The sequence below is a fragment of the Ruania halotolerans genome (assembly GCF_021049285.1).
Classification (GTDB): Bacteria; Actinomycetota; Actinomycetes; order Actinomycetales; family Beutenbergiaceae; genus Ruania; species Ruania halotolerans.
In genome coordinates this window covers 2,788,754-2,807,337 of the sequence record NZ_CP088017.1, presented here as the reverse complement: position 1 = coordinate 2,807,337, position 18,584 = coordinate 2,788,754, and the positions used below count along the sequence as shown (strand labels likewise).

General features: G+C 68.5%; 15 protein-coding genes. 4 read left to right on the top strand and 11 right to left on the bottom strand.

The genetic code is table 11. The features are described 5' to 3' along the window. Window positions 1-12: 12 nt before the first annotated feature. From valS to LQF10_RS12470, 5 genes are all read right to left on the bottom strand, one after another. On the bottom strand, window positions 13-2,679 hold the full coding sequence (gene valS / locus LQF10_RS12490) for a valine--tRNA ligase (RefSeq protein WP_231064175.1): 2,667 nt from the start codon (window positions 2,677-2,679) through the stop codon (window positions 13-15). A 74-nt stretch (window positions 2,680-2,753) separates the two neighbouring features. Continuing rightward, on the bottom strand, window positions 2,754-3,557 hold the full coding sequence (locus LQF10_RS12485; RefSeq protein ID WP_231064174.1) for a carbohydrate ABC transporter permease: 804 nt from the start codon (window positions 3,555-3,557) through the stop codon (window positions 2,754-2,756). After that, window positions 3,554-4,480 (bottom strand): carbohydrate ABC transporter permease, encoded by a 927-nt coding sequence (locus LQF10_RS12480; RefSeq protein WP_435531399.1) that lies wholly within the window; start codon window positions 4,478-4,480, stop codon window positions 3,554-3,556. Before LQF10_RS12480 ends, LQF10_RS12485 begins: the two co-directional genes overlap by 4 nt. Window position 4,481: 1 nt before the next feature. Further along, on the bottom strand, window positions 4,482-5,858 hold the full coding sequence (locus LQF10_RS12475; RefSeq protein ID WP_231064173.1) for an extracellular solute-binding protein: 1,377 nt from the start codon (window positions 5,856-5,858) through the stop codon (window positions 4,482-4,484). Next, window positions 5,855-6,997, bottom strand: a complete 1,143-nt coding sequence (locus LQF10_RS12470) for a PfkB family carbohydrate kinase (RefSeq protein WP_231064172.1) — start codon at window positions 6,995-6,997, stop codon at window positions 5,855-5,857. The genes LQF10_RS12475 and LQF10_RS12470 overlap by 4 nt, the downstream gene beginning before the upstream one ends. Window positions 6,998-7,040: 43 nt before the next feature. Between LQF10_RS12470 and LQF10_RS12465 the strand changes: the two genes are divergently transcribed. The 3 genes from LQF10_RS12465 to cofE are packed head-to-tail and all read left to right on the top strand — an operon-like array spanning window position 7,041 to window position 10,157. After that, a complete protein-coding gene (locus LQF10_RS12465; protein WP_231064171.1) occupies window positions 7,041-8,402 on the top strand; it encodes a family 4 glycosyl hydrolase in 1,362 nt (453 codons plus the stop codon). 25 nt (window positions 8,403-8,427) lie between these two features. After that, on the top strand, window positions 8,428-9,423 hold the full coding sequence (locus LQF10_RS12460; RefSeq protein WP_231064170.1) for a TIGR03557 family F420-dependent LLM class oxidoreductase: 996 nt from the start codon (window positions 8,428-8,430) through the stop codon (window positions 9,421-9,423). Then, window positions 9,423-10,157, top strand: a complete 735-nt coding sequence (gene cofE / locus LQF10_RS12455) for a coenzyme F420-0:L-glutamate ligase (RefSeq protein WP_231064169.1) — start codon at window positions 9,423-9,425, stop codon at window positions 10,155-10,157. The genes LQF10_RS12460 and cofE overlap by 1 nt, the downstream gene beginning before the upstream one ends. A gap of 20 nt (window positions 10,158-10,177) precedes the next feature. On the opposite strand, the gene LQF10_RS12450 is transcribed toward cofE, so the two are convergent. Both LQF10_RS12450 and LQF10_RS12445 read right to left on the bottom strand, forming a co-directional pair. Continuing rightward, window positions 10,178-12,502, bottom strand: coding sequence for an MMPL family transporter (locus tag LQF10_RS12450; RefSeq protein WP_231064168.1), 2,325 nt, complete (start codon window positions 12,500-12,502; stop codon window positions 10,178-10,180). A 47-nt stretch (window positions 12,503-12,549) separates the two neighbouring features. Beyond that, entirely contained in the window at window positions 12,550-13,251 is a 702-nt protein-coding gene (locus tag LQF10_RS12445; RefSeq protein WP_231064167.1) for a TetR/AcrR family transcriptional regulator, read from the bottom strand. Window positions 13,252-13,350: 99 nt separating this feature from the next. Here LQF10_RS12445 and LQF10_RS12440 point away from each other — a divergent pair, with 99 nt between their 5' ends. Next, window positions 13,351-14,142: a hypothetical protein gene (locus LQF10_RS12440; RefSeq protein WP_231064166.1), complete on the top strand. Its 792-nt coding sequence runs from the start codon at window positions 13,351-13,353 to the stop codon at window positions 14,140-14,142. Between the two features lie 7 nt (window positions 14,143-14,149). On the opposite strand, the gene LQF10_RS12435 is transcribed toward LQF10_RS12440, so the two are convergent. The 4 genes from LQF10_RS12435 to LQF10_RS12420 form a co-directional block, all read right to left on the bottom strand. Then, entirely contained in the window at window positions 14,150-15,406 is a 1,257-nt protein-coding gene (locus tag LQF10_RS12435; protein WP_231064165.1) for a phospholipase D-like domain-containing protein, read from the bottom strand. 142 nt (window positions 15,407-15,548) lie between these two features. After that, window positions 15,549-16,349 carry an ABC transporter ATP-binding protein gene (locus LQF10_RS12430; protein WP_231064164.1) on the bottom strand — a complete coding sequence of 267 codons (801 nt, stop codon included), beginning with the start codon at window positions 16,347-16,349 and terminating at the stop codon, window positions 15,549-15,551. After that, on the bottom strand, window positions 16,346-17,479 hold the full coding sequence (locus LQF10_RS12425) for a putative F420-0 ABC transporter permease subunit (protein ID WP_435531398.1): 1,134 nt from the start codon (window positions 17,477-17,479) through the stop codon (window positions 16,346-16,348). The genes LQF10_RS12430 and LQF10_RS12425 overlap by 4 nt, the downstream gene beginning before the upstream one ends. Further along, a complete protein-coding gene (locus LQF10_RS12420) occupies window positions 17,476-18,516 on the bottom strand; it encodes a putative F420-0 ABC transporter substrate-binding protein (RefSeq protein WP_354002579.1) in 1,041 nt (346 codons plus the stop codon). The genes LQF10_RS12425 and LQF10_RS12420 overlap by 4 nt, the downstream gene beginning before the upstream one ends. Between the last annotated feature and the right edge of the window lie 68 nt (window positions 18,517-18,584).

The following is an 18,584-nucleotide window of genomic DNA, read 5'->3' as shown; positions in this document are numbered from 1 at the left end:
GTGTTCCGTTCTCTACCGGGACTGTTTCGGTTCGGGCGGCACGAGCTCGCCGACCACGTGCACACCGTCGGACGCATCTGCAGCGGTCACAGTGAGTTCACCGCTCACTCGCCCGGCCGCGCGTAGGTCACTGAGCACCGCGCCTACCCGGTCGTGGTCGGCGGCGTTCAGGTGCAACTCGGCTGAGACGAACGTGGCCTTCTGGGAGACCTTCGCCTCCGACTTCACCTTCCGCAATGCAGCCAGCGTGGACCCGGCCACCCGGACGAGCGCCGGATCGCCGTCGCCGGCGGCCTCGCGAAGCACCTCAGACGTCGGCCAGGCCCCGCGGTGCACGGACCCCTCCCGCCACCAGGACCAGACCTCCTCCGTGGCGAACGGGAGGAACGGTGCGAACAGGCGCAGCAGTGTGTCCAGGGACAGCCACAGCGCTGCGCGCGCACTGGCCACGGCCTCTGGTGATGCCGAGGTCGTCTCCCCACCGTAGGCGCGATCCTTGACCAACTCGAGGTAGTCATCGCAGAACGTCCAGAAGAACGACTCCGCTGCCTCCAGTGCGCGGGCGTGATCAAACGCCTCGAACCCGGTGGTGGCCGTCTCCACCACGGTTGCCAACTCGGCGAGAACGGCACGGTCGATCGGCTCGGTCACCGCCGCCGGGTCCAAGGTCACCTGAGCATCTCCGGCGAAGGAGAGGGCGAACTTGCTCGCGTTCAGCAGCTTGATCGCCAACCGCCGGCCGATCTTCATCTGCCCCTCGTCGAAGGCGGTATCGGCCCCGAGGCGGGCCGAAGCGGCCCAGTAGCGCACGGCGTCGGACCCATGCTGCTCCAGCAGGCCAAGCGGCGTGACGACGTTGCCCTTGGATTTGCTCATCTTCTTGCGGTCCGGGTCCAGGATCCAGCCAGAGATCGCGGCGCGCCGCCACGGTAGCGAATCGTGCTCGGCGTTCGCGCGCACCACCGTGGAGAACAACCACGTGCGGATGATGTCGTGACCCTGCGGGCGCACGTCGTAGGGGAAGACCTTGGCGAAGAACTCCGGGTCGCGTTCCCACCTGCCCGCGAGCTGCGGAGTCAGCGACGACGTGGCCCAGGTGTCGAGGACGTCCGGGTCGCCGGCGAAGCCACCTGGCTTCCCGCGCTGATCCTCGGTGTACCCCTCGGGTACATCGGTGGCCGGATCGATCGGAAGCCGGCCCTCCGCGGGCACCAGGAGATCGTCGTAGCGCACCTCACCGGCCTCGTCGAGGCGGTACCAGAGCGGAAATGGCACCCCGAAGAACCGCTGCCGGGAGAGCAGCCAGTCACCGGCCAGGCCGTCCACCCAGTTCTCGTAGCGGGACTGCATGTAGCCCGGGTGCCACTCGATCTCCTTGCCACGCTTGATCAGGGCCTCGCGCAGGTCGGCGTCACGGCCACCGTTGCGGGCGTACCACTGGCGTGAGGAGACGATCTCCAGCGGCTTGTCACCCTTCTCGAAGAACTTCACCGGGTGGGAGATCTTGCGTGGTTCACCGTGCAGGTCGCCCGAGGCGGTCAGCAGTTCGACCATCTTCTTCTGCGCTGAGAACACGGTCAGGCCAACCAGTTCGGCGTACGCGGCGCGTCCGCTCTCGGAGGTGATGACCTCAGGCGGATCGGGCAGGATCCGGCCGTCGCGGCCGATGATCGTGCGGGTGGGCAGATTCAACTCACGCCACCACGTCACGTCGGTGGTGTCACCGAAGGTGCAGATCATCGCGATGCCGGCGCCCTTGTCCGGGTCGGCGAGGGAGTGCGCGAGCACCGGCACCTGCACCCCGAACACCGGTGAGGTGACCTCGGTGCCGAACAACGGCTGATACCGCTCATCGTCGGGGTGGGCCACGAGCGCCACACAGGCGGCGAGCAGCTCGGGGCGGGTGGTCTCGATGACGACCTTGTCCTGCGCACCGCCGGCCCCATGGAAGGAGATGCGGTGATACGCGCCCTCTCGCTCCCGGTCCTCCAACTCGGCCTGGGCGACGGCGGTCTGGAAGGTGACGTCCCAGAGCGTCGGGGCCTCGATCTGGTACGCCTCCCCGCGCGCGAGCTGGCGCAGGAATGCGCGCTGGGATGCCTGCTGCGCAGCCGGGCCGATGGTCTGATACGTCTGTGCCCAGTCCACGCTCAGGCCCAGGTAACGGAAGACCTGCTCGAAACTCTTCTCGTCCTCGGCAGCCAGCGTCAGGCACAACTCCACGAAGTTCTGCCGCGAGATCGGCGTGGGCCGGTGGTTCTTCGGAACGTCCCCGGTGAATGGGGGCGTGAAGCCGGCTTCATAGGCCAGGCTCGTATCCACCTGGACGCCGTAGTAGTTCTGCACGCGCCGTTCGGTCGGCAGCCCGTTGTCGTCCCAGCCCATCGGGTAGAACACCTCACGGCCACGCATCCGCTGGTAGCGGGCCAGGCAATCGGTGTGGGTGTAGGAGAAGACGTGGCCGATGTGCAGCGAACCGGACGCCGTCGGGGGCGGGGTGTCAATGGAGAAGACCTGCTCGCGCGGCCGGTCACGATCGAAGGCGTACGTGCCGTTGGTGGCCCACGCAGCTGACCAGCGGTCCTCCACGCCGTCGAGCGAGGGACGCTCCGGTACCTGCGCGATCGGGCGGATGGGCTCGATCGGGGCGCTGGCTCGGTTCGGGGTGTGCTCGCTCATGATGCCCGATCATCCCAGATCGGCAGACCTGCGTGCGAATCCATTCGGGCCCCCTCGGCGCAGTCGCCGCGGTCCTATTCGCGCACCGAGCCCTCAAGCATTCCCGCGATCACATGCCGTTGCAGCACCAGGTACACGATCACCACCGGCAGGGCCACGAGCACAGCGGCTGCTGCGAGCAACGACGTCGCCTGAACGTGCTGGCCCTGGAAGAGGGCGAGCGCCAACGGTGCGGTGCGGAATGACCCGTTCGGGCTCATCACCAGCGGGATGAGGAACTCATTCCAGGTCCACAGGAACACCAGCACGGTCATCGTCACGATCGCCGGGCGCCCGATCGGTACCAGGATCGACCACAGCACCCGGCGCTCGCTGGCACCATCCAGCGTGGCCGCTTCGATCAGCGACCGTGGCGCGGTGCGGAAGTAGGTGCGCATCCAGTAGGTACCGAAGGCGATCGACTGCGCGGCTTGCGGCAGGGCGACCGCCCAGAGCGTGTTCGTCAGACCGAGGGTGCGCAGGTCGTAGAACAAGGGCACCACGATCGCCTCGGCGGGCACCATGATCCCAAGCAGGAACACCCCGAAGAGCAGTGAGGATCCACGGAACCGGATGGTGCCGAGTGCGTAGCCGGCGAGTACCGAACACGGCAGCGCGATTGCGAGTACCGTGCCGGAGACGAGCATGGAGGTCCGCAGGTAGTGCGAGAACTCGCCTTCGACCCACGCCTGCGTGTAGTTCGACAGCTGCAGTCCACTCTGGCCGCTGCCTGGTTGCAGTGAGGTGATCACGATGATGGCGATCGGTGCCAGTGCCGCCAGCGCAGCCACGGTGAGTACCGCGTAGTTCATGGCCCGTTCGGCCCGGGAGACGATCATCGGTGCCCCTCCCGCCCACCGATGCGGTTCACCACGAGGTTGATCGCGAACACCAAGGCGGTCAGGGTGACGGCGATTGCCGCCGCTGAGCCGACCTCACCCGTGCGGAACGCCCGTTGGAAGACCTCGTAGGCGGGCACCGTGGTGGAGTTGCCTGGCCCACCGCTGGTGGTCACGTACACCAGATCGAACGTCTTCAGCGCGGCCACGATGGTCAGCGTGAGCGCCACCGCGACCTCACCTCGCACGCTGGGCAGTGTGATCGCGAAGAACTCCCGGACGGCGTTCGCGCCATCCAGGCGGGCCGCCTCGTACAGTTCGTTCGGGACCCGGCTCATCCCAGCCAGCAGCAACACCGTCACCAGGCCGGTTTGCACCCAGGTGCCCACCACGCCCACGGCGGGCAGGGTCCAGGTGTAGTCACCCAGCCAGGCGCGCGTGAGCGCGTCCAGTCCGACGGCGTCCAGTACCGCATTCAACGGCCCGTCCGGTGCGTAGATCTGCCGCCATGCCACGGCCACCACCACCATGGCGATCACCTGTGGCACGAACACCACGGTGCGGAACAGGCTCAGGCCGCGTACCCGGCCCCTGCGTAACACTGCGGCGGTGATCAGCCCGAGCACGAGGGGCACCAGCGCGAAGAACCCGATCAGGACGAGCGCATGGCCGAATGCGGCCCGCAGGTCCGGATCGGCCACCAGGTCGGCGTAGTGGGCCAGCCCCACGAACTCCGACGCGCCCAGCCCGTCCCAGGCGAAGAGGGAGAATTGCGCCGACCGCACCAACGGGAACAGCAGGAAACCGCCATAGACCACCAGGGCCGGGGCGAGGTACAACCATGGGCGGTACCACGGGTGCCGACGGCGCTGCCCCCGTGGCTGACTGGGAGCCCGGCGAGCGGGCGTCGTCGGGCTGGTCACCTCAGCCCTCGGACACGAACGCTGAGTAGTCCTCTTCCAGGGTCGACATGGCCTGTTCCGGGTCGGCCTGGCCACCGATCAGATCCTGCAACGTGGCGCCCAAGGTGTCGCCCATCGTCGGTGTGGCCCAGTCGAGGTACGGCAACAACTCGCCTTCCTCACTGACCGCTCCGAAGGCGGCATAGATGTCGGCGTTCACGCCCGACTCCGGAGCGAGTTCGGCGGTCCGGTTCACCGGCATGTTGCCAGTCTCGGCGAGTACCTCCATGGCCTCATCGCTGGTGATGAAGTCGATGTAGCCGGCAGCGGCATCGGCATTCGGGCTCTGCTCGGTCACCGCGAACGGCAGGCCGGTGCCGCCGGTCGTCGCGGCGGTGCCGTCGGCGGTGGTCGGCACCACGAAGCCGACATCGTCACCCATCGCCGCCTCCAGATCGGCCGCCAGCCAGGAACCACCGATCAGGAAGACCCCGTCGCCCTCGGCGAATGCGGACCAGGCAGCGTCGTAGTCGGTGCCATTCGGGCCTTCGTTGAAGTAGCCCGCCTCGGACCACTCGATCAACTCCGCGGCTGCGGCCATGTTGCCCTCGCTGGTCCAGGAGGCGCCCTCGTTCCCCGTCGCGAGGGCACGGATGTCTTCGGCGGGCACATGCTGTGCCTGGATCGGACCGAACACGTGACCGGCCGGCCACCCCTCGATATTGCCGAGCTGGACCGGGGTCAGGCCGGCGTCGGCGGCATCGGCGAGCATCCCGGTGAACGTCTCCCAATCGGCACTGCGCAACTCGTCCTCCGTGGCGATCGGCTCAAGGGCGGAGCGGGAATAGAACACCCCGACAACCTCACCGACCTGAGGGAGGCCGTACAGCGACCCCGAACCGAACGTGACGCCGTCGGGGGAGTAGCGCGAGACGGCGAGCACATCCTCGCTGAACCGGTCGGCCCAGCCATACGCCTCGGCGTACGGTTCGAGGTCGCGCAGCAGCCCGGCGGAGACGAAAGCGCCCATGGTGCCGCGGGAATTGTTCGCCTGCACCACATCCGGGGCGTCGTTGCCGGTCAGGGCGCCACGCAGGGTCGTTTCCAGGTCGTCGAAGGACTGGGAGTTCCGGTTGATCGAGATATTCGGGTACGCCTCTTCGAAGGCTGCGTTCAGTTGGGCCATCTGCTCGTCCTGTCCGCCCCGGGTCTCCTGGTCCCAGACGGTCAAGGTCACCTCGCCCAGTGCGGCCAGATCGGTGCTGACCTCGGCGTCGGTGGCTCCGGGGCTGGCGGTTTCGTCTCCAGTTCCGGTGCCAGGGGCGCAGGCGGCGAGCGCGAGGGTGGTCGCCAGGGTGACCGTCGTGGCGGCCAGCAGACCGCGACGTCGTGACTTCATGACTGTTCTTCTTCCTGACGAGTGGTGGTGGGTGGTTCGAGGTCGGGACTACTGCGGTCTGCATCGGAGAACCGTGCGATCGTGGCTTCCGCGCGGCGGACCCGGCGGGTGGTGACGCCGGCCAGGCAATCGGTGAGGAAACCGTACGCCTCGGTGCTGACCTGTGCCTGTGGGTCGCCCTCCGCGGAGCGAGCGCGCATGGTGCGCCACCAGTCGGAGATATCGCCCCACCCGGGGGCCGCGAGTGACCCGCCGAACTGCTGCACCGCGAGGGAGGAGCACAATGCGGAGAACCGCAGGCGCGTCGTCAGCGGCCACCCGCGGAGCGTGCCGAGCACGAGAGCGGCGGCGAACACGTCCCCGGCGCCGGTCGGGTCGATCGCGGCAACTTCCAGGGCTGGCACCTCGGCCTCCTCACCGGTGGCGGAGTCGATCGCCAGGACGCCCTCGTGTCCGCGGGTCACCACAGCCAAGGGCACATGATCGGCCAGCGCGTGCAGGGCCGCGCGCGGAGTATCGGTACGGGTGTACCCCATCGCCTCCTGCGCGTTCGGAGTGAAGGCGTGGCACCCCTCCAGATCGGTCAGAATGCGGCGGTCCCACTGCTCGGCAGGGTCCCACCCGGCATCGGCGAAGACGAGGGCGCCGCCGGCGGCTGCCGTCCGCCACCAGCTCGCCGCGCGTACCTCCGGGTCGCCGAGGTCGGCGAGTACGGCGCGGGTGGTGGGGGGAGGGTCGAGGAGCGTGGCGACGTGTTCAAGCGGCGGGTGACCGTGGGTGACCATGCTGCGGTCGTCGTTCATCGCGAGGGAGACCGTGACCGGGGTGTGCCAGGCGTGGAAGCGCCTGGACCGGCTCAGGTCCACCCGTTCCTGGTCGCGCAGCACCTGCCACATCCAGTCCCCGTACAGATCGTCGCCGAACCCGGCCGCCAGGCCGGTGCACAGACCCAGGCGTGCGGTGGCGACGGCGAGGTTCGCGATCCCGCCCGGGGAGGAGCCCATCCCGTGCGTCCACACTTCAGTGCCCGGGGAGGGTGGTTTGTCGAAGCCGGTGAATACGATGTCAAAGAACACGGTGCCGGCGAGGAGGACGTCGAACTCGGGCTCGGCAGATCCAGGGGCGCTTGGGTGGGTCATGGTGGTTCCTGAGTCTGCCACCACCTGGGATACGTTGACGCATATGAAGCTGGTAATCCTCGGTGGAGGCGGATTCCGCGTCCCGCTCGTCTACTCTGCGGTACTCGCCGCCCGCCACCGGGTGCCGATCACCGAGGTGGTGCTCTTCGACGCCGACCCCGGCCGACTTGCCGTGATGCACGAGGTGCTGACCGGGCCCGGCTCGGGTGAGGCGGCCGCGAGTAACGGTGCTGACCCCCTCCGGGTCCGGGCCACCACCGACCTCGACGATGCTGTTACGGGCGCCGATGTGGTGTTCGCCGCGATCCGGGTGGGCGGCACCCGCGGGCGCGTCCTCGACGAACGTGTGGCGTTGGAGCGCGGACTGCTCGGTCAGGAGACCATCGGCCCCGGGGGGCTGGCGTACGCGCTGCGCACACTGCCGATAATGGAGCATGTGGCGTCGCGGATCGCCGAGCTCGCGCCTCAGGCATGGACGATCAACTTCACGAACCCTGCCGGGCTGATCACCGAGGCCATGCGCACTCACCTGGGCGAGCGCGTGGTGGGCATCTGCGATACCCCGATCGGCCTGGTGCGCCGGGTCGCTCGCGTGCTCGGCGTGGACCCGGCCGCGGAGTCCGTCAAGGTGGACTACCTGGGGTTGAACCACCTCGGCTGGTTGCACGGTTTGCGCACCGGCGGCGTGGACCGGCTTCCCGAGCTCCTCGCCGACGACCGGCTGCTGGGGCAGATCGAGGAGGCCCGCACTCTCGGCCTGGACTGGGTGCGGGCACGCGGGGCGCTCCCGAACGAGTACCTCTATTACTACGACTACACCCGCGAGGCGGTTGCCCGGATCAGGGAATCGGCGCAGACCCGAGGCGAGTTCCTCGATGCCCAACAGCGCCAGTTCTACCTTGACGCCGGCCAGACGCAGGATCCTCGTGCGGTGTGGTCGGCCACGCTCGCCGAACGTGAGGCCACCTACATGGCCGAGGCCCGGGAACAGGAGAGGGAGGACCAGGACCTCGAAGGTGGCGGCTACCACGAGGTAGCGGTGGACCTGATGGCGGCCCTGCTCGCGGGGGAGCGGCATCGGATGATCCTCGATGTGGCGAACAACGGGATCATCCCGACGCTGCCGGATGACGCGGTGATCGAGGTGCCGTGCGCGGTCGATCGCGATGGCATCCGCCCAGAGGTGCCACCCACTGCGCTCACCCTCGACGAGCTCGCGCTGGTCACGGCCGTGAAAGCCGCAGATCGCGGGATCATCTCGGCCTCCCGGTCCGGCTCCCGGCAGGAGGCGTGGCATGCCTTCGCCGTGCACCCGCTGGTGGACTCGGCGGCCGTGGCGCGCGATGTGGTGGACGCCTATATCGACGCCCACCCGACCATCGCGGCCGTGCTCTCCGAGGCCTGACCATCTGGCGTCTAAGGTGGCTGGCATGGTGACGATCGGCTACGCGGCTGCACTGGAGCAGCTGCACCCGAGGGACGCCGTCGACCTGGCACAGACTGCCGAACGCAGCGGCTTCACCGGCGTGATGGCCACCGATGTGATGCAGCCGTGGGTGCCCGCGCAAGGACAGGCGGCCTTCGTGTGGAACGTGCTGGCCGCTGTGGCCGAACGGACAGCTGGCGACGTCGGCCCTGGCGTGAGCGTACCGACGTTCCGTTGGCACCCGGCCGTGCTGGCCCAGGCGAGCGCCACGCTGGCGGCGATGTACCCGGGACGGCACTGGCTCGGGATCGGCTCCGGCGAGGCGATCAATGAGCACGTGGTGGGCCGCTACTGGCCGGAGGCACCGGAGCGGATCAACCGCATGTTCGAGGCGATCGACATGATCAGCAAGCTGTTCTCCAGTTCGCTGGCAGGCAAGGACCACAAGCACTCGGGGGAGTACTTCACCCTGGAGTCCACGCGGCTGTGGACGATGCCGCCCACAGCGCCGGAGATTCTCGTGGCCACGGCCGGGCCGGTCACCGCACGCCGGGCTGGTCGGCACGCCGACGGTCTGATCACGATGGGCGGCACGAGCGAGAAGGTGGGCCAGCTGTTCGGCCGGTTCGCCGCAGGTGCCAAGGACGCCGGCAAGGACGCCACGGCGATGCCCAGGGTGATCCGCCTGCACCTCTCCTGGGCGCGTACCGAGGCCGAGGCCGTGCGCAACGCCGTGACCGAGTGGCCGAACGGGGCGATGAAGTTCTCCAAGGCGGACCTGCGCTCACCGTTCGAGGTGGCGCAGATTGCGAAACTGGTGCGCCCGGGCGACTTCGCCGGTGCGATGGTGGTCTCCGCGGACACCGAGGACCACCTGCGGGAGATCCAGCGCTACGTGGATCTGGGCGCCAGCCGCATCTACCTGCACAATGTGGGTCGCAATCAGGACGAGTTCCTGCGCGTGTTCGGTACCGACGTTCTTCCCAAGGTGGTCCATTGATGTTGCTTGCCCAAGCCCCCGACGGCGTGCCCGAGGTCACCTCCTCGACCGATCTGGCCGCCGCACTCACCCCGGTGCTCGGCTCGCTCACCTGGCCGGACGGCACGAGCGGCCTGGCCGAGGGCGACATCGTGGTGGTGGCCTCCAAGGTGGTGGCCAAGGCCGAGGGGCGACTGCGCAAGGCCGCCGACCGGGACGCGGTGATCGACGAAGAGACCGTGCGCGTGGTGGCCACCCGGAACTACCCCGATGGGTCGACGCTCAAGATCGTGGAGAACCGCCAAGGTCTGGTGATGGCCGCCGCAGGAGTGGATTCCTCCAATGTGCTCCCCGGGACGGTGCTGTTGCTGCCCGAGGATCCCGACGAGTCCGCACGCCGGCTGCGCCGGGGCCTGAACGCCCGGCTCGGGATGCGCCCCGGGGTGCTGGTGACCGACTCGGTGGGCCGGCCCTGGCGGCGCGGGATCGCCGATATCAGCATCGGCGCTGCCGGTCTGGACGTGCTGCAGGATCTGCGCAGCCAGCGCGATGGCAACGGGCGGGAGCTGCGTGCCACCGTGATCGCCGTCGCCGATGAAATCGCCGCGGCAGCGGACCTGGTGCGAGGGAAAACGGGCGGGCGACCGGTCGCCGTCCTGCGTGGGTTGAGCCACCTGGTCACGGCAGAGGACGGCGACGGCGCCCAGGTGGCCATTCGCCCGCCCGAGGAGGACATGTTCCGCACCGGCAGCTGAACTGCCGATGCGGAGCACGCTCAGGCGTCGATCGAGTGCTTCGGCTTGTGGGTCGCCGTCTCCTCAGCCCCGCCGGCCTCGGCGAGGGAGCGGACCAGCTTGTCGCCCTCCACGTCCAGGTTCGGCAAGATCTTCTCCAGCCACCGCGGTAGCCACCAGGCCTTCTCCCCGGCGATCGCCATCACCGCGGGAATGAGGGTCATCCGCACCACGAAGGCGTCGAACAGGATCCCGATCGCCAGGGCGAAGCCGATCTGCTTGATCATCGCATCGTGGGCGAAGATGAACCCGGCGAACACCGAGACCATGATGATCGCGGCGGCCACCACCACGCGGGCGGCGAGCTGGTACCCGTGCACGACACCCTTGACGCCGGGGTGGCCGTGGACGTGCGATTCGCGCATCGAGGAGACCAGGAACACCTGGTAGTCCATCGCGAGCCCGTACAGGATCCCGGTGATGATGATCGGCAGGAAGCTGAGCAACGGGCCCGGGGTGTCGAAGCCGAAGAGTTCCTTCGCCCAGCCCCACTGGAAGACGGCCGTGGTGGCCCCGAGGGTCGCGGCGATGCTCAGCACGAAGCCGAGGGTCGCCGTCAGGGGTACGAACAGCGACCGGAAGACCAGCAGCAGGATGATCAGGGAGAGCGCCACGATCACCGCCAGGTAGGGGATCAGGGCATCGGAGAGCACCTCGGACATATCGATATTGATCGCCGTGACTCCCGTGACGCCAAGGTCGATTCCCGCCAGGTCGAGCTCACGCAGTTCTTCCACGAGTTCGGAGGTGGATTCGGCATTGGGGCCGTCGACCGGCACCACGGTGAGGGTGAGCAGGTCGCCGTTCTCGGACTGCCCCGAGGGGATCACGGCGTTGACGTCGTCAGCGGCGAGCAGGTCGTCCTTGAGCGCGGTGATCGCCTCGGGGTCGAAGCCGTCGGCGGACTCGGCCACCACGAGCAGTGGGGCATTGAAGCCCTCACCGAAGCCCTCACTGATCGCGTCATAACTCTGCCGTTCCACGGTGTCCAGGTTGGCGGTTCCCGCTGAGGGCAGGTTCAGCTGCATACTCGCGAATGGCACGGCGATCACGCCCAGGAGAGCGACGACGCCGATTGTCACCAATCCCTTGCGCCGGACCAGGCCGGATGCCCAGCGGGTGGCCAGTTTCGGGCGCTCCAGCTCGTCGGTGTCCGCCTCAGCGGCGCGGCGCTGCTTGGTGGGTACGAGCCGTTCGCCGACGAAGCCGAGGATCGCCGGGAGCAGGGTGAGTGCCACCACGACGGCGATCGCCACAGTGGCTGCGGCAATCAGGGCCATGATGGTGAGGAATTCCACGCCCACCACAGCCAGTCCGCTGAGCGCGACGATCACGGTGAGGCCGGCGAAGAACACGGCACTGCCCGCCGTACCGACCGCCCGGCCAGTGGCCTCATAGGCGCTCAGGCCCTGGTCGATGACCAACCGGCGAGCCCGGTTCAGGATGAACAGGGCGTAGTCGATCCCGACCGCCAAACCGATCATCAGCGCCAGCACCGGGGTGACCGAGGTCATCGCGATCATGCTGGAGAGCGCATAGGCCGTCCCCACACCGACGCCGACCCCGATCAGGGCGGTGATCAGCGGCAAACCGGCGACCACGAGCGATCCGAGGGTGATGATCAGCACGACTGCCGCCACGACGAGGCCGACGATTTCGTTGCTGCCGATCGGGGACTCGAACGTCTGAGTGAGGCTCTGCGAGGGGAGCACGGTGAGCCCCGCGCTCTCCGCCGTCGCGGCGGCGTCGACGATCTCATCCGTGGCGCCCTCGGGCAGCTCCATGACCTGGTCGGTGAGTTGGACCGTGAGCATCGCCAGGCTGCCATCGGCCGAGGTGATCACCCCGGGAACAGGCGCCTCGCCGTCGAGGAGCGGGATCAGTTCGAGGTCGCCAGCAGGGCTGAAGGCGTCCGCCATCGCCTGCATCGCGGCGGCCTCCTCCTGCGACATCTCGCTCGGGTCGCTCTGCGAGGGGGCATCGTCGGTGACGACACTGTCGCTGGCATTGATCTGCGCCACGGCGTCGGCGATCGCGGCAGCGGCCTGCGGATCGTCGATGCGGTTGCCGTCCGGGGCAGTGAACACGATCGATGCCGAGGCGCCGGAGGCGTCCGGCATCTCCTCGGCGAGCTGATCCAGCACGTCCTGGGCGGGCGTGCCATCGATGCGGAACTCGGTGGAGGTCTGTGGCGGGTTCAGGGCGAGTGCCACGCCGACCGCCGCAAGCACGGCGATCCAGACGACGAGCACGCGCCACTTCGCGCGGTAGGCGAAGCGTCCCAGGCGGTAGAGCAGGGTGGACACAGGTGATCCCTTTCGGAGGATGATGCGCGGTTCAGGCAGCCGGTTGTTCAGGCGGTCGGGTGGTCTGGGTGGGAGCGGACACCGGTGGTGCCGATGCCCTGGGTGAGGAAGGTGAGGATCTGCTCGACGAGTTCATCGATGGTCATGGCTCCCTCGATCGGCCCGTCGAGTTCGGTCACAGCGATCTCCCGCTGGATCACGGCGGCCACGGTGGAGACCACGACGCCGGGCACCAGTCGCGCAGCGAGCGGGTCCAGCGCCCCGAACTCCGGGCTCCTGAGCACCTCCGCTGCACGCTGGCGGGCCTCTTCCTCGACCTGGCGGGCCAGCGGTATCAGGGTTGGGTGCGTGAACGTGAGTTCGCCGAACTGGCGGAACAGAGTGATCACGTCGGGCGCCAGCAGTGCGCGCGTGACCTGTGCGATCGTGCCGAGCAGGCCGGTACGACCGAAGGACTCGATCACCCGGCAGTCATCGAGCCCAAGCGTGGCGCCGGGGTGTGCCAGGGATGCGAGCGCCTCGTGGACCTTCATCGCCACGATGTGACTGACTGCTTCCTCTTTGGAGGTGAAGTGGTTGAAGAACGTGCGCCGGGCGACGCCGACCGCGTCAGCGAGTTCGTCGATGGTGAAGCCATCCACGCCCCGAGTGCGGGCAAGGTCGAATGCGGCTCGGGCGAACCGCGCACGGGTTTCAGCGCGCTTCCGTTCGCGCAGACCGATCTCGGCGGGGGAGTCGGGCAGCGTCATGGCTCCACTGTCACACCAAAAGTGCACTAAGTGCAATTGTGCACTCTGTGCACTTGATCACAGGTGCGGGAGCCGGGGTGTTCGCGAGAGGATGGCCTGATGAGCATGATTCCTCCGGCAGGGGTGGCCGGCCTCTCGGACGCTGATGAGCCCATTCGGCAGAGCTATAGCGGGCTCTATCTCGCCGCGCCACGCGAACGGGTGCTCGATGTGCTCGGCGAACTCGGCTTCACCGGGTGGGTGGGACCCCAGGAGGGGCGCTGGGTGGTGGCCATTGCGGCGAACGCGCGTGGCTCGGTGGCATCGAACCGGCGCACGATCGACACGGTGACGCAAGAGAGTGCAGCAGCACTGGATGCAGTGGTCCTGGCCGTGGAGGTGGACCGGGAGGAACGGCTGCGGCTGCTTGCCTGGCGCGGTAGCGAAGAGCGGTTGCGCTACGACTCGGACCCGCCCGACGACGTCGATGAGGCCGCGATCGTGCTGGACGAGTTCGGCGAGCCAGTGATGACGGGCTTCGAGGAGCCGGACCACGAGGACATGGCCGAGACGTTGCTGGAGTTGTGCGAGACCACCGACGAGGTGGACGACCCGGATGCGATCATCAGCCCCGTCACCGAATCCACCAACGAGACTCTCGCCGATATCCTGGCCGAGGAACTGGGCGAGAGCACCAGTGAATCCGAGCGGCTGAAGGCCATCCTGCGTCGGCTCAGTCTGCCGCGCTGGATCGTTGCCTCGGTCTCACTGCCGAAGCGGGTGCCTGGCGGGCCGGATAAAGAGGAGTTCACCTATCTCGGCCGCGGTAAACAGGGTGCATCCGGGCGGTTCGCAGCGGCGTGGACGAATCGGGTACGCAAGAAGGCGAAGGATCCGCAGCAGCGCCGTTGACGCTGCGTTACAGGAGCGGGCCGAACGGTTTGATGAGCTGCTCCAGGGCGCGTGTGATGGGCCTGCGTTTGCTCCACTGAGCGAGGGTGAGCTGGCTGGCGTTGGTGAGATCGGTGGCGAAGACCTGCTCCATGTGCTCGGCGAGCGCGTCATCGTAGATCTCCAGGTTCACCTCGAAGTTCCCGGTCATCGACATCCGGTCGATATTGGCCGTGCCGATGGTCGACCAGCGCCCGTCCACGGTCATCGTCTTGGCGTGCACCATGGCCCCGCGGAACAACCACAGCTCGACACCTGCCTTGAGCAGCTGGGTGTAGTACGTGCGGGCAGCCCAGTCGGCGATCACGTGGTTGGAGACCTTAGGCACCAGTACGCGCACCGTCACCCCGCGCTGCGCGGCGTTGATCAGGGCGGCCAGGATCTCTCGGTCCGGGATGAAGTACGCCTGGGTGATGTAGATGTGGTGCTCGGCGCGGTCCATCGCCTGCAGGTAGAGCGCTCGGATCGGGAACAGCAACCGGCTCGGCGCGTTCTCCGCGCCGCGGATGCGCGCTTCCCAGGCGCGTGCGCCACGATCGGGAAGGCGCGGTTGGTGGCGTTTGCGGTTCTCGTTCCAGAAGTCGACGAACGAGTCTTCCAACTCCCAGACCGAGGCACCAGCGAGGCGCGCGTGCGTGTCGCGCCACTGCGTGGCGTACAAGGAGCCGATGTTGTACCCACCGACGTACCCGACCGCACCGTCCACGATCAGCAGTTTGCGGTGGTCCCGGCCTGTCTTGCGCACGTTCATGGTGAGCAGCCCAGGGCGGAAGAACGGAAACCACCGCACGTGCAGGGTGGGCAGCTCGGGCATCTCCTTGAACCGTGGGTCCACCACCAGGTTTCCCCACGAATCGACGACGAGATAGACCTCGACTCCGCGCTCCGCCGCGGCGATCAGCTCGTCCTTGAACAACTGGCCGATCTCGTCCGACTTCCAGATGAACGTCTCGAAATAGATCACTCGCTCGGCCGAGCGGATCGAGGCGAGCATCGCGTCGTACACGTGCTGGCCGAACGTGTAGACGGTCACCTCCGACTCGGCGATCTTCAGCGTGCGCGGCGGGGTGTGGGGGAACTCTCCGCCAGGAGGGTCACGTCGCTTACGCACCAGGTCCACCGCCACCACGATCGCGATCGCCGCCCCGTGCACCGCCGCCGCAATCGCGAGCCACCATGCCAGCGCACGGCGGCCACGGCGGATCACCTCACCCACCTTCGACATGACGCCACCGTACCTGGCTGCGGCCCCGTGAGGTCACGACCTGAGCACCGCCCCGCCCCGCCCGTGCGGGCACTCGATGACCACCGAGTGCCCGCGATTATGGGTATATCTCGCCATATGAGCGAGAAGCTCCGCACTCGCGTCAGGGGAGGGGGGTGAGGATGAGGGTTGTGCCGGTCTGGCCCTGGACCCACTCCGCCTGCACCCCGTATACGGAGGCGATGAGCTCCGGGGTCAGCACCTCCCGGGGTGGCCCGGCCGCGGCGACCTCACCGTGATCGAGCACCAGTACCTGATCGCACGCCTGCGCCGCATGGGCCAGATCGTGCAGCGCCATTAACACTCCCGTGCCGTGGGTGGCGACGTCCCGGACGAGGCGGAGCATGGCCAGCTGTGCGGCGACGTCGAGATGGTTCGTGGGCTCGTCCAGCAACAACAGGCGCGGCCGCTGGGCGAGCGCCCGCGCCAGTTGCACCCGCTGCCGTTCCCCGCCGGAGAGGGTGCCGAAGTCCCGGTCGGCCAGGTGCGTGGCACCGGCGCGCTCCAGGCTCTCCTCTGCCAGCATCAGGTCGTCCGGGGAGTCGCCCCCGAAGGCCGAGCGATGCGGGATCCGACCGAGCAGCACCACCTCGCGCGCGGTGAGCCGGATCTCGGTGTGTGCTTCCTGTTCCACCAAGGCCAATGTGCGGGCTCGCCGCCGGCGGCTGATTGTGTGTGCATCCTGCCCGTCGAGGTACAACTGCCCGGCGCTGGGCGGCAGCGCACCGATGATCAGCCGCAACAGGGTGGATTTGCCGGAGCCGTTCGGGCCGAGCACTCCGGTCACCTCGCCGGCGCGCAGGGTCAGGCCGACGCCGCGGAGCAACTGAGCCGAGTCCACCCGGTAGCCGAGCCCTTCGGCCGACAGGTCCGCCACGGTCAGATTCGCGGTTTCCAGGCTCATGAGGCGCTCCGGTTCCGCAGCAGCAGCCAGGCGAAGACGGGGGCGCCGATGGCTGCGGTGAGGATGCCCACCGGCACTTCGGAGGGGTCGAAGATCGTGCGTGCGCCGGTGTCGGCCCAGAGCAGGAAGATCCCGCCGCCGATGGCCGCGAGCGGGAGCAGCTGCACGTGCCGGGCACCCACGAGCAGCCGCACCACGTGCGGGAGCACCAGGCCGACGAAGCCGATCGACCCGCTCACGCTCACCAGCGCGCCGGTGAGCAGGGCGGTGAGAGTGAGCAGCAGCCACCGGGTGCGCGGCACGTGCACTCCGAGGGAGGCGGCCGCGGTGTCCCCGAATGCGAATGCGTCCAGGCTGCGCCCGTACGCCAGCAGCGCCACACCGATGATCACGACGGCGGCCCCTGCGATGGCCACAGACGACCAGTTGGCCGAGGCGAGGGATCCCATCAGCCAGTTGATGATCTCCCGGTAGGAGTCACCCTGGGCGGTGGAGAAGATCACGAATGAGACGAGGGCCGAGCAGGCCTGGGCCACGGCGATACCGGCGAGGATGGTTCGCCCGGGGGTGAGTCGTCCGCCGATCCCGGCCAAGGACAGCGTGGCACCGAGGGCCAGCAGCGCTCCGACGAACGCAGCCACCGGCAGTGCGATGGCCACACCGAGCAACAGCACCGCGACGGCGCCGAGTGCCGCACCGGAGGAGACGCCGAGCAGATAGGGGTCGGCGAGGGGGTTGCGGGTGATCGCCTGCATCACGGCGCCACATAGCGCCAGCCCGGCGCCCACACACACGGCGGTGATCAGCCGCGGTGCGCGCCCCTGCCAGACGATCGCGTCCCGGATCACCGTGAGCGGGTTCTCCGGCGGGGTGAGCGGCAGTCCTCGATCGGCCAGCCAGGTGAGCGCGTGGTGCCAGGCGCTGCCGAGGACGTCGGCCGGGGTGATCGCCGCCGGGCCGAGCGTGAGCGCCACCAGCATCGAGCCGAGCAGCACCAGTGCGCCAGCGGGGAGCCACAGCCTGAGTACCCCACGCCGGGGTGCGCCGTCCGGCGCGGGCGAGGGGCCGTCGTCGGGAATCGGCGCACGGGTGGGGGCTGGCTGGTTGCGCCGCACGGCGGAAGCGGTCACGGCACAGATGCCTCCAGCTCGGTCAGCTGGGCGGCGAGATCGGTGGCGGCGGGCACGCTGCGCACCCCGGCCTCACTGGCCGGGAACGGCACGATGAGGTAGCGGCCCTCCTGCACGGCGGGCAGCACCGAGGTGGTGGGGGTGGACTCGAGCACCTCGATCTTGTGCTCGGCCGTGTTCCAGGCGGAGTCCACCAGCACGATCACGTCCGGGTTCTGCTCCGCCACGGCCTCCCAGGAGACGGACGCCCAGGTCTCGGCGGTGTCGGCCATGATGTTCTCCAGCCCGACGGTCTCCATGAGCAGTTGTGGGGCGCCGATCCCGGCCCCGACGAAGGGGGTGTCGGAGCCGGAGGAGTACCACAGCGCACTCAGGCCGGCATCGGAGGCGTCGACCTCGGCGAGTTCGGCCTGCTGGGCCTCGATCAGCTCGGTGGCGGCGTCGGGGGCACCGAGCAGCGCGCCCGCCTCCTCGATGGAGCCGAAGATGTGGTCGAACGTGAGCGGGTCCGGCTGGTATCCCTCACCCTGGCAGGCGGCGGGGGAGACGTAGGTGGCGATGCCCAGCTCCTGCAGGTCGGTGCGCTCGCCGGCTCCGTCGGCGGAGAAGTTGGACTCCCACCCAGCGAACACGAGGTCCGGTTCGGTCTCCAGCACCACCTCTTCCGACGGCGCCCGTTCGGCGAGCACCGGCGCCTCCGCCCCGGCACCGGCGAGGTCTTCCGGGAACGGGCCGTCGGAGAACGCGGTTCCCACCAGCCGGTCACCGAGGCCGAGGGCGAGCACCATCTCGGTGGAGGTGGACTTGATCGTCACGATGCGCATCGGCGCCTCGGTCACCGTGACCTCGGTGCCGCAGTTGTCCACGGTGACCGGGTAGGCGGCGGCAGCGTCGCCGGATGTCTCCGCGGAGCCGTCTGCGCCGGGTGAGGGGGATGCCTCACCTGCAGATCCACAGGCTGTGAGGGCGAGAACGAGCGGGACGGCGCACACGATGGCGGCGCGACGGGTCAGCAGCACGAAGAACTCCAGGTTCACCTGAGACGGAGATGGTGCGCGGGACCCTCCGGCCAGATCCGGCCGGTCGACCACGGGGCAGATCGGCC